General features: G+C 44.1%; 17 protein-coding genes and 1 pseudogene. 4 read left to right on the plus strand and 14 right to left on the minus strand.

Going from position 1 to position 17,855, the window contains the following annotated elements:
- Positions 1 to 3 precede the first annotated feature (3 nt).
- Positions 4 to 961, plus strand: a pseudogene (locus J2Z20_RS13165) (M42 family metallopeptidase).
- A 68-nt stretch (positions 962 to 1,029) separates the two neighbouring features.
- Here J2Z20_RS13165 and J2Z20_RS13170 read toward each other — a convergent pair.
- The 8 genes from J2Z20_RS13170 to hemE all read right to left on the minus strand — a co-directional run bounded on the left by J2Z20_RS13170 (position 1,030) and on the right by hemE (position 10,170).
- Complete coding sequence (locus J2Z20_RS13170; RefSeq protein WP_209850982.1) at positions 1,030 to 2,958, minus strand: ABC-F family ATP-binding cassette domain-containing protein; 1,929 nt, start codon at positions 2,956 to 2,958, stop codon at positions 1,030 to 1,032.
- Positions 2,959 to 3,049: 91 nt separating this feature from the next.
- The gene (locus J2Z20_RS13175; protein WP_209851271.1) at positions 3,050 to 3,856 is read right to left on the minus strand and encodes a DUF92 domain-containing protein; all 807 of its coding nucleotides are present in this window, start codon (positions 3,854 to 3,856) and stop codon (positions 3,050 to 3,052) included.
- A gap of 7 nt (positions 3,857 to 3,863) precedes the next feature.
- The gene (locus tag J2Z20_RS13180; protein ID WP_209850985.1) at positions 3,864 to 4,487 is read right to left on the minus strand and encodes a fumarylacetoacetate hydrolase family protein; all 624 of its coding nucleotides are present in this window, start codon (positions 4,485 to 4,487) and stop codon (positions 3,864 to 3,866) included.
- A 43-nt stretch (positions 4,488 to 4,530) separates the two neighbouring features.
- Complete coding sequence (locus J2Z20_RS13185; RefSeq protein ID WP_209850988.1) at positions 4,531 to 5,271, minus strand: glycerophosphodiester phosphodiesterase; 741 nt, start codon at positions 5,269 to 5,271, stop codon at positions 4,531 to 4,533.
- Positions 5,272 to 5,298: 27 nt separating this feature from the next.
- Complete coding sequence (locus J2Z20_RS13190; RefSeq protein ID WP_209850990.1) at positions 5,299 to 6,597, minus strand: CapA family protein; 1,299 nt, start codon at positions 6,595 to 6,597, stop codon at positions 5,299 to 5,301.
- Between the two features lie 133 nt (positions 6,598 to 6,730).
- Positions 6,731 to 8,140 carry a protoporphyrinogen oxidase gene (gene hemY, locus J2Z20_RS13195; RefSeq protein ID WP_209850992.1) on the minus strand — a complete coding sequence of 470 codons (1,410 nt, stop codon included), beginning with the start codon at positions 8,138 to 8,140 and terminating at the stop codon, positions 6,731 to 6,733.
- A gap of 7 nt (positions 8,141 to 8,147) precedes the next feature.
- Positions 8,148 to 9,089 carry a ferrochelatase gene (gene hemH / locus J2Z20_RS13200; RefSeq protein ID WP_209850994.1) on the minus strand — a complete coding sequence of 314 codons (942 nt, stop codon included), beginning with the start codon at positions 9,087 to 9,089 and terminating at the stop codon, positions 8,148 to 8,150.
- Between the two features lie 22 nt (positions 9,090 to 9,111).
- Positions 9,112 to 10,170: a uroporphyrinogen decarboxylase gene (gene hemE / locus J2Z20_RS13205; RefSeq protein ID WP_209850996.1), complete on the minus strand. Its 1,059-nt coding sequence runs from the start codon at positions 10,168 to 10,170 to the stop codon at positions 9,112 to 9,114.
- Between the two features lie 183 nt (positions 10,171 to 10,353).
- On the opposite strand from hemE, the gene J2Z20_RS13210 reads away from it, so the two are divergent.
- Positions 10,354 to 11,565 (plus strand): MFS transporter, encoded by a 1,212-nt coding sequence (locus tag J2Z20_RS13210; protein WP_209850998.1) that lies wholly within the window; start codon positions 10,354 to 10,356, stop codon positions 11,563 to 11,565.
- A 74-nt stretch (positions 11,566 to 11,639) separates the two neighbouring features.
- Here J2Z20_RS13210 and J2Z20_RS13215 read toward each other — a convergent pair whose 3' ends face one another.
- Entirely contained in the window at positions 11,640 to 12,269 is a 630-nt protein-coding gene (locus J2Z20_RS13215) for an O-methyltransferase (protein ID WP_209851001.1), read from the minus strand.
- Positions 12,270 to 12,363: 94 nt separating this feature from the next.
- Between J2Z20_RS13215 and J2Z20_RS13220 the strand changes: the two genes are divergently transcribed.
- Positions 12,364 to 13,503 carry a THUMP domain-containing class I SAM-dependent RNA methyltransferase gene (locus tag J2Z20_RS13220; protein WP_209851004.1) on the plus strand — a complete coding sequence of 380 codons (1,140 nt, stop codon included), beginning with the start codon at positions 12,364 to 12,366 and terminating at the stop codon, positions 13,501 to 13,503.
- 103 nt (positions 13,504 to 13,606) lie between these two features.
- A complete protein-coding gene (locus J2Z20_RS13225) occupies positions 13,607 to 15,595 on the plus strand; it encodes an LTA synthase family protein (RefSeq protein WP_209851008.1) in 1,989 nt (662 codons plus the stop codon).
- Between the two features lie 42 nt (positions 15,596 to 15,637).
- On the opposite strand, the gene J2Z20_RS13230 is transcribed toward J2Z20_RS13225, so the two are convergent.
- The 5 genes from J2Z20_RS13230 to J2Z20_RS13250 form a co-directional block, all read right to left on the minus strand.
- Positions 15,638 to 16,462: an aldo/keto reductase gene (locus J2Z20_RS13230; RefSeq protein ID WP_209851011.1), complete on the minus strand. Its 825-nt coding sequence runs from the start codon at positions 16,460 to 16,462 to the stop codon at positions 15,638 to 15,640.
- Between the two features lie 111 nt (positions 16,463 to 16,573).
- Positions 16,574 to 16,858 (minus strand): hypothetical protein, encoded by a 285-nt coding sequence (locus tag J2Z20_RS13235; RefSeq protein ID WP_209851014.1) that lies wholly within the window; start codon positions 16,856 to 16,858, stop codon positions 16,574 to 16,576.
- Positions 16,859 to 16,930: 72 nt separating this feature from the next.
- Complete coding sequence (locus J2Z20_RS13240) at positions 16,931 to 17,155, minus strand: YuzB family protein (RefSeq protein WP_209851016.1); 225 nt, start codon at positions 17,153 to 17,155, stop codon at positions 16,931 to 16,933.
- Between the two features lie 26 nt (positions 17,156 to 17,181).
- Positions 17,182 to 17,487: a HesB/IscA family protein gene (locus J2Z20_RS13245; protein ID WP_209851018.1), complete on the minus strand. Its 306-nt coding sequence runs from the start codon at positions 17,485 to 17,487 to the stop codon at positions 17,182 to 17,184.
- Between the two features lie 112 nt (positions 17,488 to 17,599).
- The gene (locus J2Z20_RS13250) at positions 17,600 to 17,842 is read right to left on the minus strand and encodes a hypothetical protein (RefSeq protein ID WP_209851021.1); all 243 of its coding nucleotides are present in this window, start codon (positions 17,840 to 17,842) and stop codon (positions 17,600 to 17,602) included.
- Positions 17,843 to 17,855: the final 13 nt, after the last annotated feature.

The following is a 17,855-nucleotide window of genomic DNA, read 5'->3' on the forward strand; positions in this document are numbered from 1 at the left end:
TACATGTCCATACAACCAAACGAACCTTATATTCTAGCACTGCTCAAAAAACTGCTAGATACACCAAGCCCAAGCGGGTACACTCATCAAATTATGGATGTCATTGAAAAAGAAGCAGCGGCATTAGGTTATTCAAACACACGCAATGAAAAAGGTGGTTTCATCCTTAAAGTAGACGGACAAGACAACAGCCGCACGATCGCACTCAGTGCTCATGTGGATACTTTAGGCGCAATGGTCCGTTCGATCACCCCGCAAGGAACGATTCGTATCACCTCTGTGGGCGGGTTTATGATGCAAAGTATCGAGAATGAATATTGCACTATACATACACGCAGCGGCAAAACATATACCGGAACGATCCTCTCCACACATCCATCTGTTCATGTCTATAGCGATGCAAGAGATTTCAAACGGCAAGAAGAGCACATGGAAGTACGCATTGACGAGCTCGTGCAGTCCAGAGAAGATGTACAGAAGCTCGGCATCTCTGTAGGCGACTTTATTTCGTTCGATGCTCGCGCAGTGATTACGCCAAGGCTGGGTTCCGCGCCATAACGTCGTCTTCCTCATTACGAATTATGAAGAAGTAGGACATGGCGCATCGTATATTCCTGAAGGAATTTCCGACATGATTGCTGTAGATATGGGTGCGATAGGAGATGACCTCAGCTGTAAAGAAACAGATGTATCGATTTGCGCTAAGGACTCGTCTGGTCCATATGATTATGAGCTTACTGGCAGACTTATTGAGCTCGCTCAGAAGGAGCAGCTGCCATATGCAGTTGATATTTATCCACATTACGGATCTGACGCTTCTGCAGCTCTTCGCGGCGGTCATAACATCCGCACCGCATTGATTGGACCAGGAGTTCATGCATCCCATGCAATGGAAAGAACACATAAAGAGGCCGTCATCAACACAGCGAAGCTGCTCGCTGCCTATATTCAAACTTATTAATACAAAATACAAAGGGGTATCCCAATTGCCATTTGGCAAAGGGATACCCCCATCTTTTGCTCTTCAACTTATTTCTGCTGAGCGATTCGTTCGGCCAATTCATTCAAATATGCCCAACGATCCATCAATCGTTCAAGCTCTGTCTCTGTCTCACGCTGAAGCACAAGCAGTTCTTGCAACCTAGCTGCGTCACTAAATGCCTGTTCCATTTGCAGCGTAATGTCGGCCAGTTTCTTCTCAGCCGCCTCGATTAAGCCGTCAATCTGCTCGAACTCTCGTTGTTCGTTATAACTAAATTTCAGTTTTTCACGAACGCCCGATTCCTTCGTACCGCTTGCCGCTTTCGGCTCCGCTGTGTTCCCCTCTTGTACAGAATTCGTTTGAATAGGCCGAACTCCGTTCTTCGCCATCCATTCTGCGTACTCGGAATAGTTGCCCACATGAACACGTACATCGCCATTTCCTTCAAAGGCGAAAATTTTGTCTACTGTTCGATCTAAGAAGTAGCGATCGTGAGATACGACAAGGACGACGCCTGGAAATTCATCTAAATATTCTTCTAAAATGGCAAGCGTCTGAATGTCCAAATCGTTCGTAGGTTCGTCCAGCAGCAATACGTTTGGAGCGCTCATTAACACTCTAAGCAGATACAATCTCCGCTTCTCACCGCCTGACAGCTTCGCAATAGGCGTCCACTGCATGGCTGGCGGGAATAGGAATCGCTCTAGCATTTGCGCTGCCGTAATTGTCGATCCATCGCCTGTACGAACGACTTCTGCTTCTTCTTTAATGTATTCAATAACTCGCTGGTTCTCATCCATCTCTTGATGCTCTTGGGTAAAGTAGCCGAGTTTTACCGTCTGACCCAATATAATCTCGCCTTGATCTGGCTCAAGCTTACCAGCAATGAGATTAAGCAAAGTTGATTTGCCGCTCCCATTCGGACCGACAATGCCGATTCTGTCTTCTGGTACAGCGATGTAGCTTAAATCTTTAATAAGCGTACGTTCACCTGACTTCTTGTAAACATGATCGATTTCGAGTATTTTTTTGCCGAGGCGAGTTGACGCTACGGACATTTCCATCGTATCCGATTTATGTTCTACTTGCTGTTCTTGAAGTTTCTCAAATCGATCGATACGCGCTTTCTGTTTCGTAGTCCGCGCCTTCGCTCCGCGTCTAATCCATGCCAGCTCTGTGCGGAGCAAATTTTGACGCTTCTGCTCTTCTGCAGATTCCCGTTCTTCCCGCTCCGCCTTCAGTTCTAGAAAGCGTGTATAATTCGCTTCATACTTGAACAATCTGCCGTGGTCAAGCTCAAGCATGACATTCGCAACTCGGTCAAGAAAATAGCGATCATGCGTAATCATGAGCAGAGCCCCGCGGCGCTTCTGCAAATATTGCTCGAGCCATGCGACCGAATCATTATCAATATGGTTCGTAGGTTCGTCCAAAATAAGCAGTTCAGAAGGCTGAATAAGCGCTGCAGCGAGTGCGACACGCTTACGTTGTCCACCGGAAAGCGTTCCCATCTTAGCATCAAACTGCGAAATACCGAGTTTAGACAATACGCTTTTGGCTTCACTTTCCAGCTGCCATGCTTGCAGTCTATCCATTTCTTGACTTAATTTGACCAGCTTCTCTTGAAGCAACATATTCGATGGATTAATGTCGAGCAGTTCCAGCGTCTCCGTATATTCACGAATGACCTTAAGCTCCTCGCCTTCCCCGCGAAAGATTTGCTGCAGCACAGTGATTTCTGGATCAAAATCCGGATTTTGTGCTAAATACTGTAATCTTACATCATTATTGATCGATATTTTGCCTTCGTCGGGCGGTTCTATACCTGCGACCACCTTCAGAAATGTGGATTTACCCGTACCATTGACGCCGATTACGCCAATTTTATCTTGATCGTCCATACCAAAGGAAACAGCTTGAAATAACACCTTATCCCCATAGCTCTTCGATATTTGCTCGGCTGTTAAAATATTCATATTCGTTCCCTACTTCTCTTCCCGTATTATAGATTCAAATTGAACTATACCACGGGCATTCTCGCTTGTCGAATGTTAAGCTAACCGTTATCTATCCTAACAATGAACCTAGCACAATACCCGCAATTGCTCCTGCAATCGAGCTCAATAAATTGACCGCGTCGTTTGTCATGAGATGATGACCACGGTGGTAATGCGTCTGAACACCGCAGTGCTCAGCCACTTCAACCTCTTTCTCGCATATTTGGCATCGATACATAAGCTGAACCGTTGCCCCGAGAAACGAATCAGTAAAAGCGCCAACCAGTCCACCAATAAGACCAATGACGAGCCAAAGCCATAAAGATGTCCTGCTGACATCCGTCAGTGCATCAAAGGTCCAAGCGCTTAGCCCAATGAGCAGTCCGCCCGCAGCAGCCGCCCATGTTCCAAGTGTCGATATACCTCCAGAAGCCCCAGGGGAAACCCGTTTCCAAGTTAGAATAGAGCGAGGCGCCTTCCGGCTTAAACTTCCCACTTCCGTTGCCCATGTATCTGAAGTAACCGTAGCCATAACCCCAACAAATAAATATCCCCATGCCGGGTGCGGCCAAATGAAATTTGTTAGACAGAGAAGCATTCCAATTCCGCCATTGGCGAACACTTGTCCAGCATCACGGCGGCCTGTTTTAGCATAGGACCCCTCAAGATCTGACTTTTGGCTTTGCTTAAGCTTTGATAATAACGTCGAAGAAATAAAAAATACGAGCAAAATACCAAACCAAAATAGACTGCCTGCTCCATAGTAGACCATTCCCATGAAGGTCGCAGCAATCCATCCTGACAGCGTCAGTGAACGCTTGAAATATGCCGCTCCAGCAACAATAAAGGCGCAAGCTGCGCCTATTAACCAATTTATGATGATGTTATGCAATGATGCAGCTTCCAACAGATTGATCACCCCAATAGATTTCCAGTCGGTCCCCTTCTGCTACAGGACCAACTCCTGCAGGCGTACCTGTAAAAATAATATCTCCCTCGCCAAGGCCGTAATGTTCTGCAATATAATCAACAATCTCTTGAAGTGAAAAGATCATGTCCTTAACATTTCCGCGCTGCACTTCATTACCGTTCTTTATAAGTGTAAAGTCCTGCTCCTTCACTTTATCAAGCGATGTAAAAGGGATAAATTCCGTAATAGGCGCAGCGTTTTTAAACCCTTTCGCTGCCGTCCAAGGGTGACCTTTTTGTTTAATGACATTTTGCACATCGCGCAGCGTAAAGTCGATGCCGAAGGCCATCTCTGTTACTAGTTCATTGACAGAAATGCCTGATTCATATGGTTTGCCGATCCTTATAACAAGTTCTGCCTCATAATGAACCTCCCCTTGCTGCTGCGGAAGAGGCAATTTGCTTCCGTCCAATGAAACCACTGCATGAGACGGTTTCAAGAAAATCATTGGTTGTTCAGGCACAGCGTTGCCAAGCTCAGCCGCATGAAGCTTATAATTTCGACCAACGCAATATACGTTTCTAATTGATGTATTCATCTGATATTACAGCCACCTTTACTAGTTAATGAGGAAGAACGAATTAGTCTGCATGATTGCTTAAAAATGTCTCTTTCCATACATCCGGATCATTCGTGCAAATTAAAATATCCGGACTGATCTCAGCTAATTTTATCATATCTTTAGAATGATTGACGGTCCAAGCCATCGTACTCATATTATATTGCCTAAGCTGCTGTAGCAATTTCGCATCTACATGTCTATAGTCGATGGACAGCATTGAACATTCTTCAAGGACTAACTGATCAATTAAATCATGGGGACGATAATCTACAATAAGGCCTGTAGCTATTTCAGGAGCTAGCCTTTTAGCCTTCCTGATCGAGTTTACATCAAAGGAAGTGATGCACACATCATGCTGCATATGATGAGCTCTTACGCAGTGAACAACAATCTCTTCCAGCCCAGGGTACATATCCCCTTTTGTCTTGAGCTCAATGTTAACCCGAAGTCGTCCGCATACGAGCTGCAGAACCTCCATTAACGTCGGAATTTGTTCTCCGGCATAAGCCTTCCCCTTCCATCGCCCCGCATCAAGATTCTGCAGCTCCTCGCACGTGTAATCGCCAACTCGGCCTCGTCCGTTCGTCGTTCGGTTTAATGTGTAATCGTGAATAACGACAGGAATACCGTCTAGAGACAATTGTACATCGATTTCAATCCACTGCACGTATGGCTCTGTCATTGCAAGCCTCACAGCGGCAAGCGTATTCTCTGGCGCCACAGCCGAGTATCCGCGATGAGCTACACACGGGTTCCCCATATGTAAGGTCTCCTTTCGATCCAAATACTACCTGTTTGATATTACCGTGCCATCTTGCCGAATTGTAATCCCTGAAGAAATACTTTGCACCCGCTTTAGCAGTGCCTGACTATCCTTTGCATTCATAGGGACAGGCTGAGCCAGCTCCGCCCAGTATGGAATAAGTTTAAGAGAACAAGCCCGCCCTTTATCGCATTTTGCCTCAAAAATGGCCGTCTCCCATGTTTTAGGTACAGTCGATTTCGTGAAAATAAAATTACCTGTGCTGTAAACAATCCATTTATTGTTGTATTGCTCAATGCCTTGCATCACATGAGGGTGTCCACCGACGACCAAATCTGCACCCGCTTCAACGAAACTGTGAGCTAGTGAACTTTGGTTCTTATCAACTGTATCTACCCTCTCGGTTCCCCAATGTATAATAACAATCACTAGATCGGCTTGTTTGCGTGCTTTTTTTATCTGTTCAATAGCAATAGGAGGGTTATATACTCCCGCCACGCCGGGCTTATTTTCACCTGCATTCCAGCTTGAATCCGGGAGTACACGGCTAAATCCAAATAAAGCGATCTTCATTCCTTTGCGTTCAACATATACAGGCGAATAGGCTTCCTTCTGATTGCGACCAGCTCCGATCGCTTTCATCTTATTCAGATCAATAAATTTTAGCGTATCGAGCAGTCCCTCTTGACCTTGATCTAGAATATGATTATTTGCAGCATTGACAACATCAAATCCTGATTTCGCCATTTCCGCAAGCGCATCCGGAGATGATTTGAACACATACGTCTTATTTGCAGCACCTGTGCCTCTCGCAGTGACGGGCGTTTCCAAATTGGCAACGGTAAGGTCATCATTTAGAAACCGTTCCTTCACATATCGATAAGGATAATCGTTCCCCTCGATGAGCAATTTGTCCTGGACACGTCCAGAGAACATAACATCTCCTACAAAATGAAGGGTAACGGTATGATCGTCACCCTTCTCTTGGTTGTCTGATAATGTATCGGTCTTAGCAGGATTGGCATTATTATGCGTGCTGGATCCGGCTTGTTCCTTCCCTTCAAATCTTTGATTTGCCGTAATCGTCTCACTTGTCTGACCTTCATTATGTACGCTCAACTGATCAGATACAGCAGAGTATTCGTCTGCTCTATTGGTGTCAGGATTATGAATGAGTCCTAAATCTTCAGCAAAGAAATAATAGCTGAATAAAAGGCCGATGAGTACGATGAGACATAAATTTATAATGGTCCAAGCTCGGCTTTGACGCTTCTGCTTTTCCTGCTTCTTCTCCCGATACTTACTCGATCTTGGCGGGTACATTATTCACTCCTTCATTTCGTATAAAAATTAAATACTTGGATTTCATTTTACATCCATTATATCAGGTTCTGTAACATAAATAGAACCCCTCGCTGGTGAACATGCGAAGGGTTCTTTATGAAATACGAATCAATTAATCTACGCTTGCTGCCTGCTGAGCAACTTCCTTAGCCTGCTTAATGCAGTCTGGAAGACCAACCCCGTCATAACCAGCGCCAACGATATATACACCCGGAAGATTTGTTGCTAAATCTTCACGTAAACCTTGAATGGCCTCAATATGGCCTACAGGGTACTGAGGCATCGACTTTTCAAGACGCGTTATTTCTGTGAACAGCGGTTTAGCTGTAATCCCCATTAAGTCGCGTACGTCGTTACGAACTAAATCCGTAAGAGCTTCATCCGGCAAATAAACATTCTGCTCATCACCAGAACGGCCTACGTAGCATCTTAGAAGGACTTTATCGTCTGGGCTTGTATGAAGCCATTTCGTCGAAGTCCATGTACAAGCTGTTATGTTACGGCCTTCCTTTCTAGGCACAAGGAAACCAGAACCATCGAACATCTCTTTGACATCTTCTTTACGAAATGCCATGACCACATTAGCGACGGACACATAGTTGATCGCCTCTAGCGGACTTACATCAACGTGAGGTTTAAGAATCTCAGCTGTTACAAAAGTCGGAGTCGTTACGAACACGATGTCCGCATGGAGCATGTCTCCATTGCCTAATTCTACTTTGTACTTAGACTCTCCCCCCAGATGAAGAGCTCTCACTTCGGTATTCATCCGTTGATCGACATCATTAAGTGATTCTACGAGTGTGTCCACCAAAGTTTGCAGTCCTTTTCGAAACGTTAAGAACATACTCTTCTTCGTCCCAGAATGCGTTTCTTTCGGTTTCTTGCCGCTCATCATCCCACGAATTAGACTGCCGTATTCTCTTTCCACTTCACCAAATTGCGGAAAAGTTGCCTGCAAACTAAGATGATGGGTATCCCCAGCATATATTCCGGCGAGTAAAGGCTCAGTCATATTTTCAAGCACTTCTGCACCTAATCGGCGCTCGATGAAATTACCTAACGACTCATCCTCGGTACTGCGACGAGGTGGAATAATGAAATCCATCATCGCACGCACCTTCCCGCCAAACGAAACTAAACCGCTTTTGAGGAATGGCATAAGCTGTGTAGGAATGCCAAGCACGAGTCCTGCAGGCATTGGATGGAGCTTACCTTTGTTCAAAATATACGTTTTCTTAGCATCCGGATTTGTCGATACGAGCTCTTGTTCTAGGTTCAGTTCCTTTGCCAAATCAATCATTGCCGTTTTGCGTGCCAAGAAAGAATCCGGTCCCTTCTCGATCACAAAATCATCACGGAGTAGCGTCTCAATTTTCCCGCCCATTTTTGAATCTTTTTCAATGATCGTAATTTGCGGTGAAAGGCCCGATTCACGGTAAAATTTACGAAGGTAAAAGGCAGAACTAAGACCGGTTAGTCCGCCGCCGATGATCACAATCTTTGGATTTTGAGCTGTCATGTATACATCATTCCTTTGTCCATGCACCTAAAATCTCGTCACTTAGCGTTTCCATATAAAGCGGATCCGTGTTTAATGACTCAATTCGCATTAGGCGCATATCTAACTCTTTCGCAAGTGCTTGAGCTTCGATATCAAGGTCATAGAGAACCTCCAGATGATCAGACACAAATCCTATCGGCGCTACAAGCACGTTTTTAATATTTTCTTTACTTAAGGTACGCATCGTCTCCAAAATATCTGGTCCAAGCCACGGTTCAGAGGTCCGTCCAGCGCTTTGCCATGTAAATTGCCAATTAGTCACACCTGCTTGTTCCGCAACTGTTCGAGACGTTTCAAGAAGCTGATCCACATAAGGATCTCCCATGGCTACAATTTTCTCTGGAAGACTGTGTGCACTAAAGAGTACACGAACTTGATCACGGTCTGCGCCCGCTTCTTCGAACTGTTCAAGACGTTTGTTTACACGATTCGTGAAAGCCTTGATCAGTTTTGGATGCAGGTGATAGCTCTTAATGAACGAAATACTTAAGCCAAGCTCTGCAGCTTTGGCTTCAGCGCGTTTTATATATCCGCCTATACTCATTACGGAATAATGAGGAGCGAGCACAATACCGATTGCTTTCTTAATTCCATCTTGAGCCATTTGCTGTACGCCGTCTTCAATAAAAGGCTCCGCGTGTTTCAAGCCTTGATAGCATACAAATTCTACATCTGAATATGGATTTAATCGATTAAGCGTATCTTGAAGTGCAGCTACTTGTTTGTCCGTATTTTCACGAAGCGGAAACACGCCGCCTACAATCGCCTCATATCGGTCAACAAGCTCTTTAAGAAGCTCAGGTGTTGGCGGATGACCACGGCGAATATGCGTATAATAAGCTTCGACTTGCTCTAGGTTCTGAGGTGTGCCATATGACATCACCAGTACGCCTACTTTATTTTTCATTACTTTCCCCTCCCTCTCCTCGTTATGCTTGAAGTGTGCTTTGCTTGAGTGCTGAAGCTGAATATTCGTGAACATACTCGGTCAGTTCGCGCAACTTATCGAGTGATGCTTCAGGGAACAAACCATGTCCTAGATTAAATATAAAGCCCGGCTCTTTAATGCCCTCATCGATAATTTCTTTAGCATATTGTTTAATAACATTCATTGGAGCTGTTAGAACATATGGGTCCAAATTGCCTTGAACTGCAAATTTGTTACCCGTGCGTTTACGTCCCTCTGTAATGGATACACGCCAATCGAGTCCAATGACATCAGCCCGCAAATTACGAAGCGTTGGGAGCAGTTCTCCAGAGCTTACACCAGGGAAATAAATTTTAGGTACATCCAAATCTTGAAGTTCGGCAAAAATACGAGTAATCGTTGGCAGTACATACACCTGAAAATCTTTAGGAGCAAGTGCACCTACCCAACTGTCAAACAATTGAAAAGCTCTACCTCCATTCGCAACGTGAGCGCGAAGGTAGGTAATCACCATATCTCCGAGTTTAGCCATTAACTGATGCCAAACTTCAGGTTGTTCATACATTAATGTTTTGGTACGAATATACGATTTTGAAGGTCTGCCTTCAATCAGATAACTGGCAATCGTAAAAGGAGCGCCTGCAAAGGTGATCAAAGGCACGTCCAGTTCTCTATCCAAAATCCGTATCGTTTCCATAATATGAGACAGGTCTTTATCAACATCGATTGGGCGAAGCCGCTCAACGTCTTCTTTTGTCCGAATTGGATTGTCGATGACAGGCCCTATATTTTTAACAATATCAAAATCAACACCAAGTGAAGCGACAGGATTCATAATATCTGAATACAAAATAGCAGCATCGACGCCAAGCTTGCGAACAGGCATCATCGTTACTTCAGCTGCGAGCTCAGGCTGCTGACAAATTTCTAGAAGTGTATATTTCTCTTTAATTTTGCGATAATCTGGATCGTACCGTCCTGCCTGCCGCATATACCAAACTGGTAATTGGTCAACAGGTTGTTTACGGCAAGCCCGGATTAAACGATCATTATAGGTCATTGTTTTGCCCCCATTATTTGTAGAGTTTCAATTAATATTATGCCCTTTTTGTAAGTAAGTAACAACTCTATTGTACGAACAACCGTTGACAATACTATGACATTAGTCACTTTTCAAAGTGTGCTATACTGTAATAACAAATAATGCAGTACATAGTCAGCACGAAAGGAAGCGAGAAGCGTTTTGAAATCATGGAAGGTCAATCTTATCGTCCTTTGGTTCGGACAATTTCTAGTGAACGCAGGTATGACCATGGTGACACCGTTTCTTTCTTTATATTTACAGCAAGATATTGGTGTAAAGGGAGAACACGCGATTGGAGTATGGGCTGGTGTTATTTTTGCAGCCAATTTTGTCACTTCGTTTATTTTTCAGCCTATTTGGGGCAAGCTCGCAGATAAGTATGGCCGGAAGGTTATGTTGCTGCGTTCCGGTTTTGGCATGGCGATCGTTACATTTTTTATGGGACAAGCTACGTCGCCCTGGCATCTTCTCGCACTTCGTTTGCTCAATGGTACAATTTCGGGGTTTAATCCGGCATCAACCGCGCTCATTTCCGGGACAACCCCTAAAAAACATATGGGTTTTGCCATGGGTGTAATGCAGTCGGGTGTAGTCGCAGGAACCATTCTTGGCCCTTTAATCGGAGGCAGTCTCGCTGATGTCGTTGGTTTTCGTCCGATTTTCTATATTACAGGAACACTCATGTTCATCGCTTCTTTAATCGCATTATTTCTTGTTCGAGAACAATTCGACCGGAAAGAAGCAGCCGAGCATCCACCAATTTCGGTCGCTGCTGGATTTAAAGAGCTGACGAAGGTACCTGAGCTTCCCGCTTTGTTTACAGTCACTTTCTTGTTGCAGTTCGCCATGATGAGTCCGATGTCACTTCTGCCGCTATATGTGGAGAAGCTCCATCACAGCACGGAGAATATTGCGTTTTGGGCAGGATTTGTCGGGGCAACAACAGGTGTTTCTAATATGATTGCCTCACCGCTGCTCGGCAGAGTAAGCGATAAAGTAGGCGCACACCGCGTCCTTACAATCGCCCTTGTTGGCGCTTCACTGACGTTAATACCACAGGCGTTTGTTCATTCTGTTTGGCAGCTTGTCGTTGTAAGGTTCTGTATGGGGATATTTATGGGCGGATTACTGCCTAGTGTGAATGCACTTATTCGGTCTTACACGCCAGATGGCATGGAAAGCCGGGCATTTGGCTTTAACAGCAGTACACTCGCGCTTGGCAACATGCTCGGAGCCACCATTGGAGGCGTACTATCTGGATTCATTGGGATTGAAGGCTTATTTGTCGTCTCCGGCTGCCTTATGCTGCTGAACACAGTGTGGGTTAGAAGACATCTATACAGCGCCAAAGAACACCCTTCATATCAGTAAAAATTTCATGTCTATGATAAAAGAAGCGTGCCCCTATGCATCACAAAACAGGGCACGCTTCTTCTCATTCTGCTTTATTTCACGATAGCTAGAGCTAGACCATCATACGAAGGAAGTATTGTACTGATCAGACGTTCATCCCTTGCAATTGTCTCATTAAATTTACGCATGGCAAGAACAGCCGGACCATTCTTCTCCTCATTAAGTGTGCGGCCGCGGAGCAATAAATTGTCAGCGACGATCACCGCACCAGGATTTGCTAAGGAAATGGCATATTCTAAATAATTCGGATAGTTTTCTTTATCTGCATCAATAAAATAAAAATCAAATTTACGACCTTGCTGCTTCAATATTTCTAAGCTGTCTAAGGCAGGTCCTGTCATATATTCGACTTGATGACCATATCCCGCCTCATCCAGATGGCTCTGAGCAAGTTCAGCAAACTCTTCCTTCAGCTCAAGAGAAACCAGCTTCCCGTCGCGATCAAGACCGCGCGCTAAGCATATGCCGCTATAACCGCCAAGCACACCAATTTCAAGCACGTTTTTTGCACGTGATAATCTCACAAGCATCGTAAGCAATTTCCCATATGCCGGCTCTACGGAAATATCGCGTATTCCTTTGTCAGCAAGAGATAACTTCACCCGCTCCAGCACTTCATCCTTTTCAAAAAGCTCGTTTGTATATTGTTCGGGAGTTAACATCACGAGTCTCCTTTCCTTCTACTCTTAATTATCCTATACTTGATTGTATGGTTTTTACCGAACAGTCACAAGTAAAACGGAGTTGAACACGAAAATGAAGCAATTAAAGCTTATTGCGACGGCCGCGATGGGGCTCGAATCGATCGTCGCTAGAGAATTACAGCAGTTAGGTTATGACGATTTACAAGTTGAGAATGGACGTGTCACCTTCTCAGGAGATTATATTGATATTTGCCGATGTAATTTATGGCTTCGGTCTTCAGATCGTATACTCGTCAAAATGGGTGAGTTCCCCGCTACAACGTTTGACGAACTATTCGAAGGAACAAAGGCTCTTCCATGGGAACATTGGATTCCTGAGCATGGCGAATTCCCTGTCGAAGGCCGCTCTCACAAATCACAGTTAAGCAGTGTACCTGCCTGTCAAGGTATCGTAAAGAAAGCCATTGTTGAAAAGCTAAAGCAGAAGTACCAAACAGAGTGGTTTCCCGAGAATGGACCGCGCTATGTGATTGAGGTTAACCTACTTAATGACATCGCGCTCCTGACGCTCGATACGACAGGCGCGGGACTTCATAAGCGCGGATACAGAAAACTTGTAACCGAAGCGCCTCTAAAGGAGACGTTAGCAGCATCTCTTGTTCAGCTTAGCCGCTGGACACCTAACCGACCTCTGTATGACCCCTTCTGCGGATCAGGCACGATTCTGATCGAAGCAGCAATGATCGGTTGGAATATTGCACCAGGACTTCGCCGTTCGTTCAATAGTGAGCATTGGCATACGGTGCCTGAGCATTTGTGGCAGGAGGCCCGAGAAGAAGCTTTTGACAGTGTTAAGGATGATATTCAGCTTGATATTACAGGCAGCGACATTGATCCGAAAGCGATCGAAGTAGCTACGGCAGCGATTAAGAGCGCCGGATTCGGCAAGGAAATTCAGCTTAAGGTGCTGCCGGTTGCCAAAGCTCAGCCCAAAGGCGAGTACGGCTGCATCATTACAAATCCGCCTTACGGCGAACGGCTAAGTGAAGATGTTGAAGTACAAAAAATGATTCGTCAGTTTGGAGTTATGGCAGCTCACTTACCGACATGGTCCTTTTTTGCCATTAGCCCGACGAAACAATTTGAACACTACTTCAATCGTAAAGCGGACAAACGTCGTAAGCTGTTTAACGGACGAATCGAATGCCAATACTTGCAGTTTTTCGGTCCATTGCCGCCTAGAAATATGTAATTTGATATCGAACGAGGAGTATTTTTGAGGAAATACCCCTCTTTTTAAGCTATAATAATTTTGAAAATATTTACATACATGAAAAGGGAGGAAAAGCCCTCCAATGATTACGAAGTCTTCGCTTTATAGTCGTGATCGCGGTATGAAGAGCTCCCTGAGCAGACTTCTCCAGAACCGTTATTTCGGCTATCTACTATTCACTTCATTGATTCTATTTAAATTGGTGTTCATTCATCACAATCTTAACATACCGAATATTGATATGGGTCCGCTTGATTACATTATTGCAATCGGTTCCATTTTGCTTGCATCTTTCTGGGTGTTCTGGCTTCCGCCTAGAGGCAGGAGTGTCGCATATGTCATCCTGAACGTGTTGTTAACGGCTCTCATATTTTCCGATTTAGTCTACTATCGCTATTTCCAAGATTTCATCACTGTTCCAGTTTTGCTTCAGGCAGGACAAGTTGATTCGCTCGGAGATAGTATTGAATCTCTTCTTAAATGGACTGACCTCATCTTCTTTATCGATTGGTTGTTATACATTCCTTATCAAGTGCTGGCAAAGACAAGGAGCAGACGCGATTCAATCCATGATAGTTACATACCAAGACCTTTGTTTCTTAAACAGGCTTTAAAGCGAACTTTCGCCGGCATCGCTGTCTTTGTGCTTGGCTGTATCTTAACTTTTGCGCCAATTAAAGATTATACTTCCACTTGGGCTAAAGGCATATTTGAAGGGAATTGGTGGAACCTTTCTCTATATAATGTGACAGGACTTCTTGGCTTTCATGGCTATGACATTTATCGTTATGGCAAAGAACACTTTGGTCCTAAGAAGGAGCTTCCACAGGCGGAACTGGACGAGATTAAAGATTGGTTTGCGGTCAGAAGTAACGAGCTTCATGTTAAAAATGATACATTTGGCGCTTACAGCGGCAGTAATGTCATGGTCGTGCAGGTTGAGGCCATGATGAATTTCATGATTGGACAATCGATTAACGGTCAGGAAATTACGCCGAACTTTAACAAATTGATGAAAGAGAGTATGTATTTCAGCAATTACTATCATCAAACGGGACAAGGCCGAACTTCTGATGCAGACTTCTCAACCAATACGTCCTTGCATCCGCTTGGGGCGGGTTCCGTATTTGTCCGCTATCCAGATTCTAAATACGATTCACTGTCATCTATTCTGGATGAGAAGGGATATGAAACGGCAGTATTTCATGCGTATGACAGCAGCTTCTGGAATCGATATACGATGTATAAAGAAATGGGATATGACCATTTCTACAGCATCAAAGATTTTAAAATCGATGAACCGCTGGGGTGGTCACTTGGTGATAAATCATTTTTAAAACAATCTCTCAATATGATGAAGAGCGACAGGCAGCCATTCTATTCGTTCCTGATTACGCTCTCCAGCCATCACCCATATAAGTTAGCGAAGGAAACGCAAAAATTGAATGTAGGAGAGTTCGAAGGTACGATTTTCGGAGACTATTTGCAATCCATTCATTACGTCGATGAAGCATTAGGGGAAATGGTGCAGCAGATGAAAGAACAAGGGCTGTGGGACAATACCATCCTCTTTATTTACGGAGATCATGATAACTCGATTAATGATAAAGATGATTATGAGAAATTTCTTCATAAGCCAATCTCTAATCTCGATATGGAGCAGATCATGAACCAAGTTCCTTTGCTGGTACATTTACCTGACGGGAGAAATGGCGGCGAGACTAAGACTCAAGCAGAAGGCCAGCTTGACTTAACGCCATCTGTTCTGCATCTTCTCGGTATCCAGGCTGAGCATTATTATATGATGGGCAACAACTTGTTTGATGATCAGCAAAAAGACAAGTTAGTCGTACTCCGCTCCGGGGCCTTCAGCGACAGCAAAGTCTTCTATATTCCGTCAGCAGACAATATATTTGAGAACGGAAGCTGTTACGATCTATCAACTCGCCAAATGACTGATGTCAACGTTTGTCGCCGAGGATATGAAGAAGGACAGAAAAGGCTGAACATTTCAGACAAAGTGATCACTTATGATCTTCTTGCACGACTTGAAAATGAACAGAACAAATAAAACAAAAACCGATTCCCTCAATGGGAACCGGTTTTTTGATATTTAGAAGAGAACTTCCTCAGGATTTCTGCCTATACGTTCATTTTTATTAAGAGATGTAATCTGATTCAATTCTTCCTCTGTTAATACAAAATCAAAAATATTGGCATTTTCTATAATCCGTGAAGGCGTCACCGATTTAGGTATTGTAACGATGCCGCTCTGAATGTTCCAGCGGAGAATGACTTGTGACGGTGTTTTGCCATATTTGTTACCTATGCTGATAAGCGTTTCGTTATCGTTCAATTTGCCTTTCATGAGCGGCGCCCAAGCTTCAATCTGAATAGATTTAAGGCTGCAATAATCTCGCAATTCCTTCTGGATGAAGCGTGGATGAAGTTCCACTTGGTTCACTGCCGGAGCAATATGACTGCTCTTCGCCAGCTCTTCTAAATGATGAATGTGGAAGTTGCTAACGCCAATCGCACGCACTCTTCCTTCCTCGTACAATTTCTCAAATGCTCTCCACGTTTCTGTATATTTATCCTTACCTGGCCAATGAATGAGATATAAATCAATGAAATCGAGATGAAGACGTTTGAGACTTTCTTCAAAGGCACGGAGTGTAGAATCGTATCCCTGATCGTCATTCCACAGCTTGGTTGTCACGAACAGCTCTTCTCGATTAATACCGCTCGCTGCAATCGCACGTCCTACTTCCTCTTCATTACCGTAAATCGCGGCAGTATCAATGCTTCGATAACCTGCTTGCAATGCTACCTCTACTGCTTTCTCAACTTCGTTGCCCTGAGCCTTATATGTACCGAAGCCGAACCACGGCATTTGCACGCCATTATTAAGCGTCACAGTATCTGTAATATGCTTCATACGATATCCTCCCAACTCCGCTAGATTAAATTGACTTACAACCATCATTATATCATTAAAATAAAAACAGCCTGCAAAGCTTTTACACTTTACAGGCTGCCCTTACAGGAGCTATTCAGACTGATTTTTCTTTTCGAGGCTTGCAGAGGCCTCAGCCAATCGTTCCTTCTCTTCCGCAAGCATTTCTTCAGCTAACTCGACCGGCTGATGATTTCGACTATCTTCAGCCTGTCTAACCGAAACTTCCGTATGTTCAAGACGGCTGTATGCTTGATTCACCGTCTGATCGGTAGGATGCGACATCGCCGAAGATACGGCACGGTGCAGTTTCTCAACTGAATGTTGTGCTTGGGAAAATGGGTTTTGGGACTGCAGACTGGAATCGTAACGTGACATATAAACGCTCCCTTCTCTACATGTTCCTGCTACCCTGTTAGTATGAATCGCGAATTACCGCTTCATTCATCCTTATTTTTTAACAAAAGGAAGTGCCTTCTCGATTGCCTCGTCTTCCGTTGGAGCGCTGACGTAACGGCCGTTGATATATATAAATGCTCGCTTGCCGCAAGGACCGCAATATGATTTACAACCAATCTTAATATCAGCGTCCGGAGCCATTTTTTGCAACTTAGGGATAATCGTCTTTAACTTAATATAATTACATTCATCGCAAATGCGTATATCGTTAGCCATTTTCTTTCCCTTCTTTTTTATAGACCTTAGTGTTGATGACCATGGTCCCCTTTAGAAGGATTAGTAATGATGAAACCTTCTTCCGGGAAATACAAATAGTCGATTTTCACACCGTCAAGGAACGGTTCATTCGGATCAAGAATCACATCAATTTCTTTATCTGTAGACACGACTGTATCTTTATCAGTTGGTTTGGCTAAATCTAAGCCATAATGAACATGGTCACCATGATGATGAGTAATAACAACTTTTAGCAGTAGACCTTTGTTCTCCTCTTTCGCCAATTCTTCCTTTATCTTTTTCGCAGCATTGCGAGTAATTTTGCAATTCATATTGTTCATCTCCTAGAATGGATAGTCTTAAACTCGAATATTTCTATTGTAAAGAAACATTAACATTCCTGCAAGCGGATATGTTTGGCGAAAGAGTAGTAGACATCACTTGTTACAAAATCGATGGATATTTCCGTTCCACTCGGTTCACGAACCAGTTCATCAGCAACATCGTTACGCCTATATCATCGAGAGGAATCATTGGAAGAACATCCGGCAGTACCCAGTATAGAATAACAGGAATAACAAACAGCAGCTTGTCTCCTAGTGAAACTTCTGGAGAAGTGAGTAATCTTGGCAGCCGCCGGAAAACATGGGACCATCTGCGAAGTGACCATAATTTTCTCCATTTCATGCTGATTCACTCC

The organism is Paenibacillus sediminis (genome assembly GCF_017873765.1).
Lineage (GTDB): Bacteria > Bacillota > Bacilli > Paenibacillales > Paenibacillaceae > Paenibacillus_AG > Paenibacillus_AG sediminis.

Bases quoted from the DNA above. Each gene is read 5' to 3' on its own strand.
- hemE (WP_209850996.1), bottom strand. From the start codon at position 10,170: ATGACCTATAATGATCGTTTAATCCGGGCTTGCCGTAAACAACCTGTT.
- hemY (WP_209850992.1), bottom strand. From the start codon at position 8,140: ATGACAGCTCAAAATCCAAAGATTGTGATCATCGGCGGCGGACTAACC.
- J2Z20_RS13245 (WP_209851018.1), bottom strand. From the start codon at position 17,487: ATGAATTGCAAAATTACTCGCAATGCTGCGAAAAAGATAAAGGAAGAA.
- J2Z20_RS13250 (WP_209851021.1), bottom strand. From the start codon at position 17,842: ATGAAATGGAGAAAATTATGGTCACTTCGCAGATGGTCCCATGTTTTC.
- J2Z20_RS13230 (WP_209851011.1), bottom strand. From the start codon at position 16,462: ATGAAGCATATTACAGATACTGTGACGCTTAATAATGGCGTGCAAATG.
- J2Z20_RS13170 (WP_209850982.1), bottom strand. From the start codon at position 2,958: ATGAATATTTTAACAGCCGAGCAAATATCGAAGAGCTATGGGGATAAG.
- hemH (WP_209850994.1), bottom strand. From the start codon at position 9,089: ATGAAAAATAAAGTAGGCGTACTGGTGATGTCATATGGCACACCTCAG.
- J2Z20_RS13185 (WP_209850988.1), bottom strand. From the start codon at position 5,271: ATGGGGAACCCGTGTGTAGCTCATCGCGGATACTCGGCTGTGGCGCCA.
- J2Z20_RS13180 (WP_209850985.1), bottom strand. From the start codon at position 4,487: ATGAATACATCAATTAGAAACGTATATTGCGTTGGTCGAAATTATAAG.
- J2Z20_RS13235 (WP_209851014.1), bottom strand. From the start codon at position 16,858: ATGTCACGTTACGATTCCAGTCTGCAGTCCCAAAACCCATTTTCCCAA.
- J2Z20_RS13220 (WP_209851004.1), top strand. From the start codon at position 12,364: ATGAAGCAATTAAAGCTTATTGCGACGGCCGCGATGGGGCTCGAATCG.
- J2Z20_RS13225 (WP_209851008.1), top strand. From the start codon at position 13,607: ATGATTACGAAGTCTTCGCTTTATAGTCGTGATCGCGGTATGAAGAGC.
- J2Z20_RS13215 (WP_209851001.1), bottom strand. From the start codon at position 12,269: ATGTTAACTCCCGAACAATATACAAACGAGCTTTTTGAAAAGGATGAA.
- J2Z20_RS13240 (WP_209851016.1), bottom strand. From the start codon at position 17,155: ATGGCTAACGATATACGCATTTGCGATGAATGTAATTATATTAAGTTA.
- J2Z20_RS13190 (WP_209850990.1), bottom strand. From the start codon at position 6,597: ATGTACCCGCCAAGATCGAGTAAGTATCGGGAGAAGAAGCAGGAAAAG.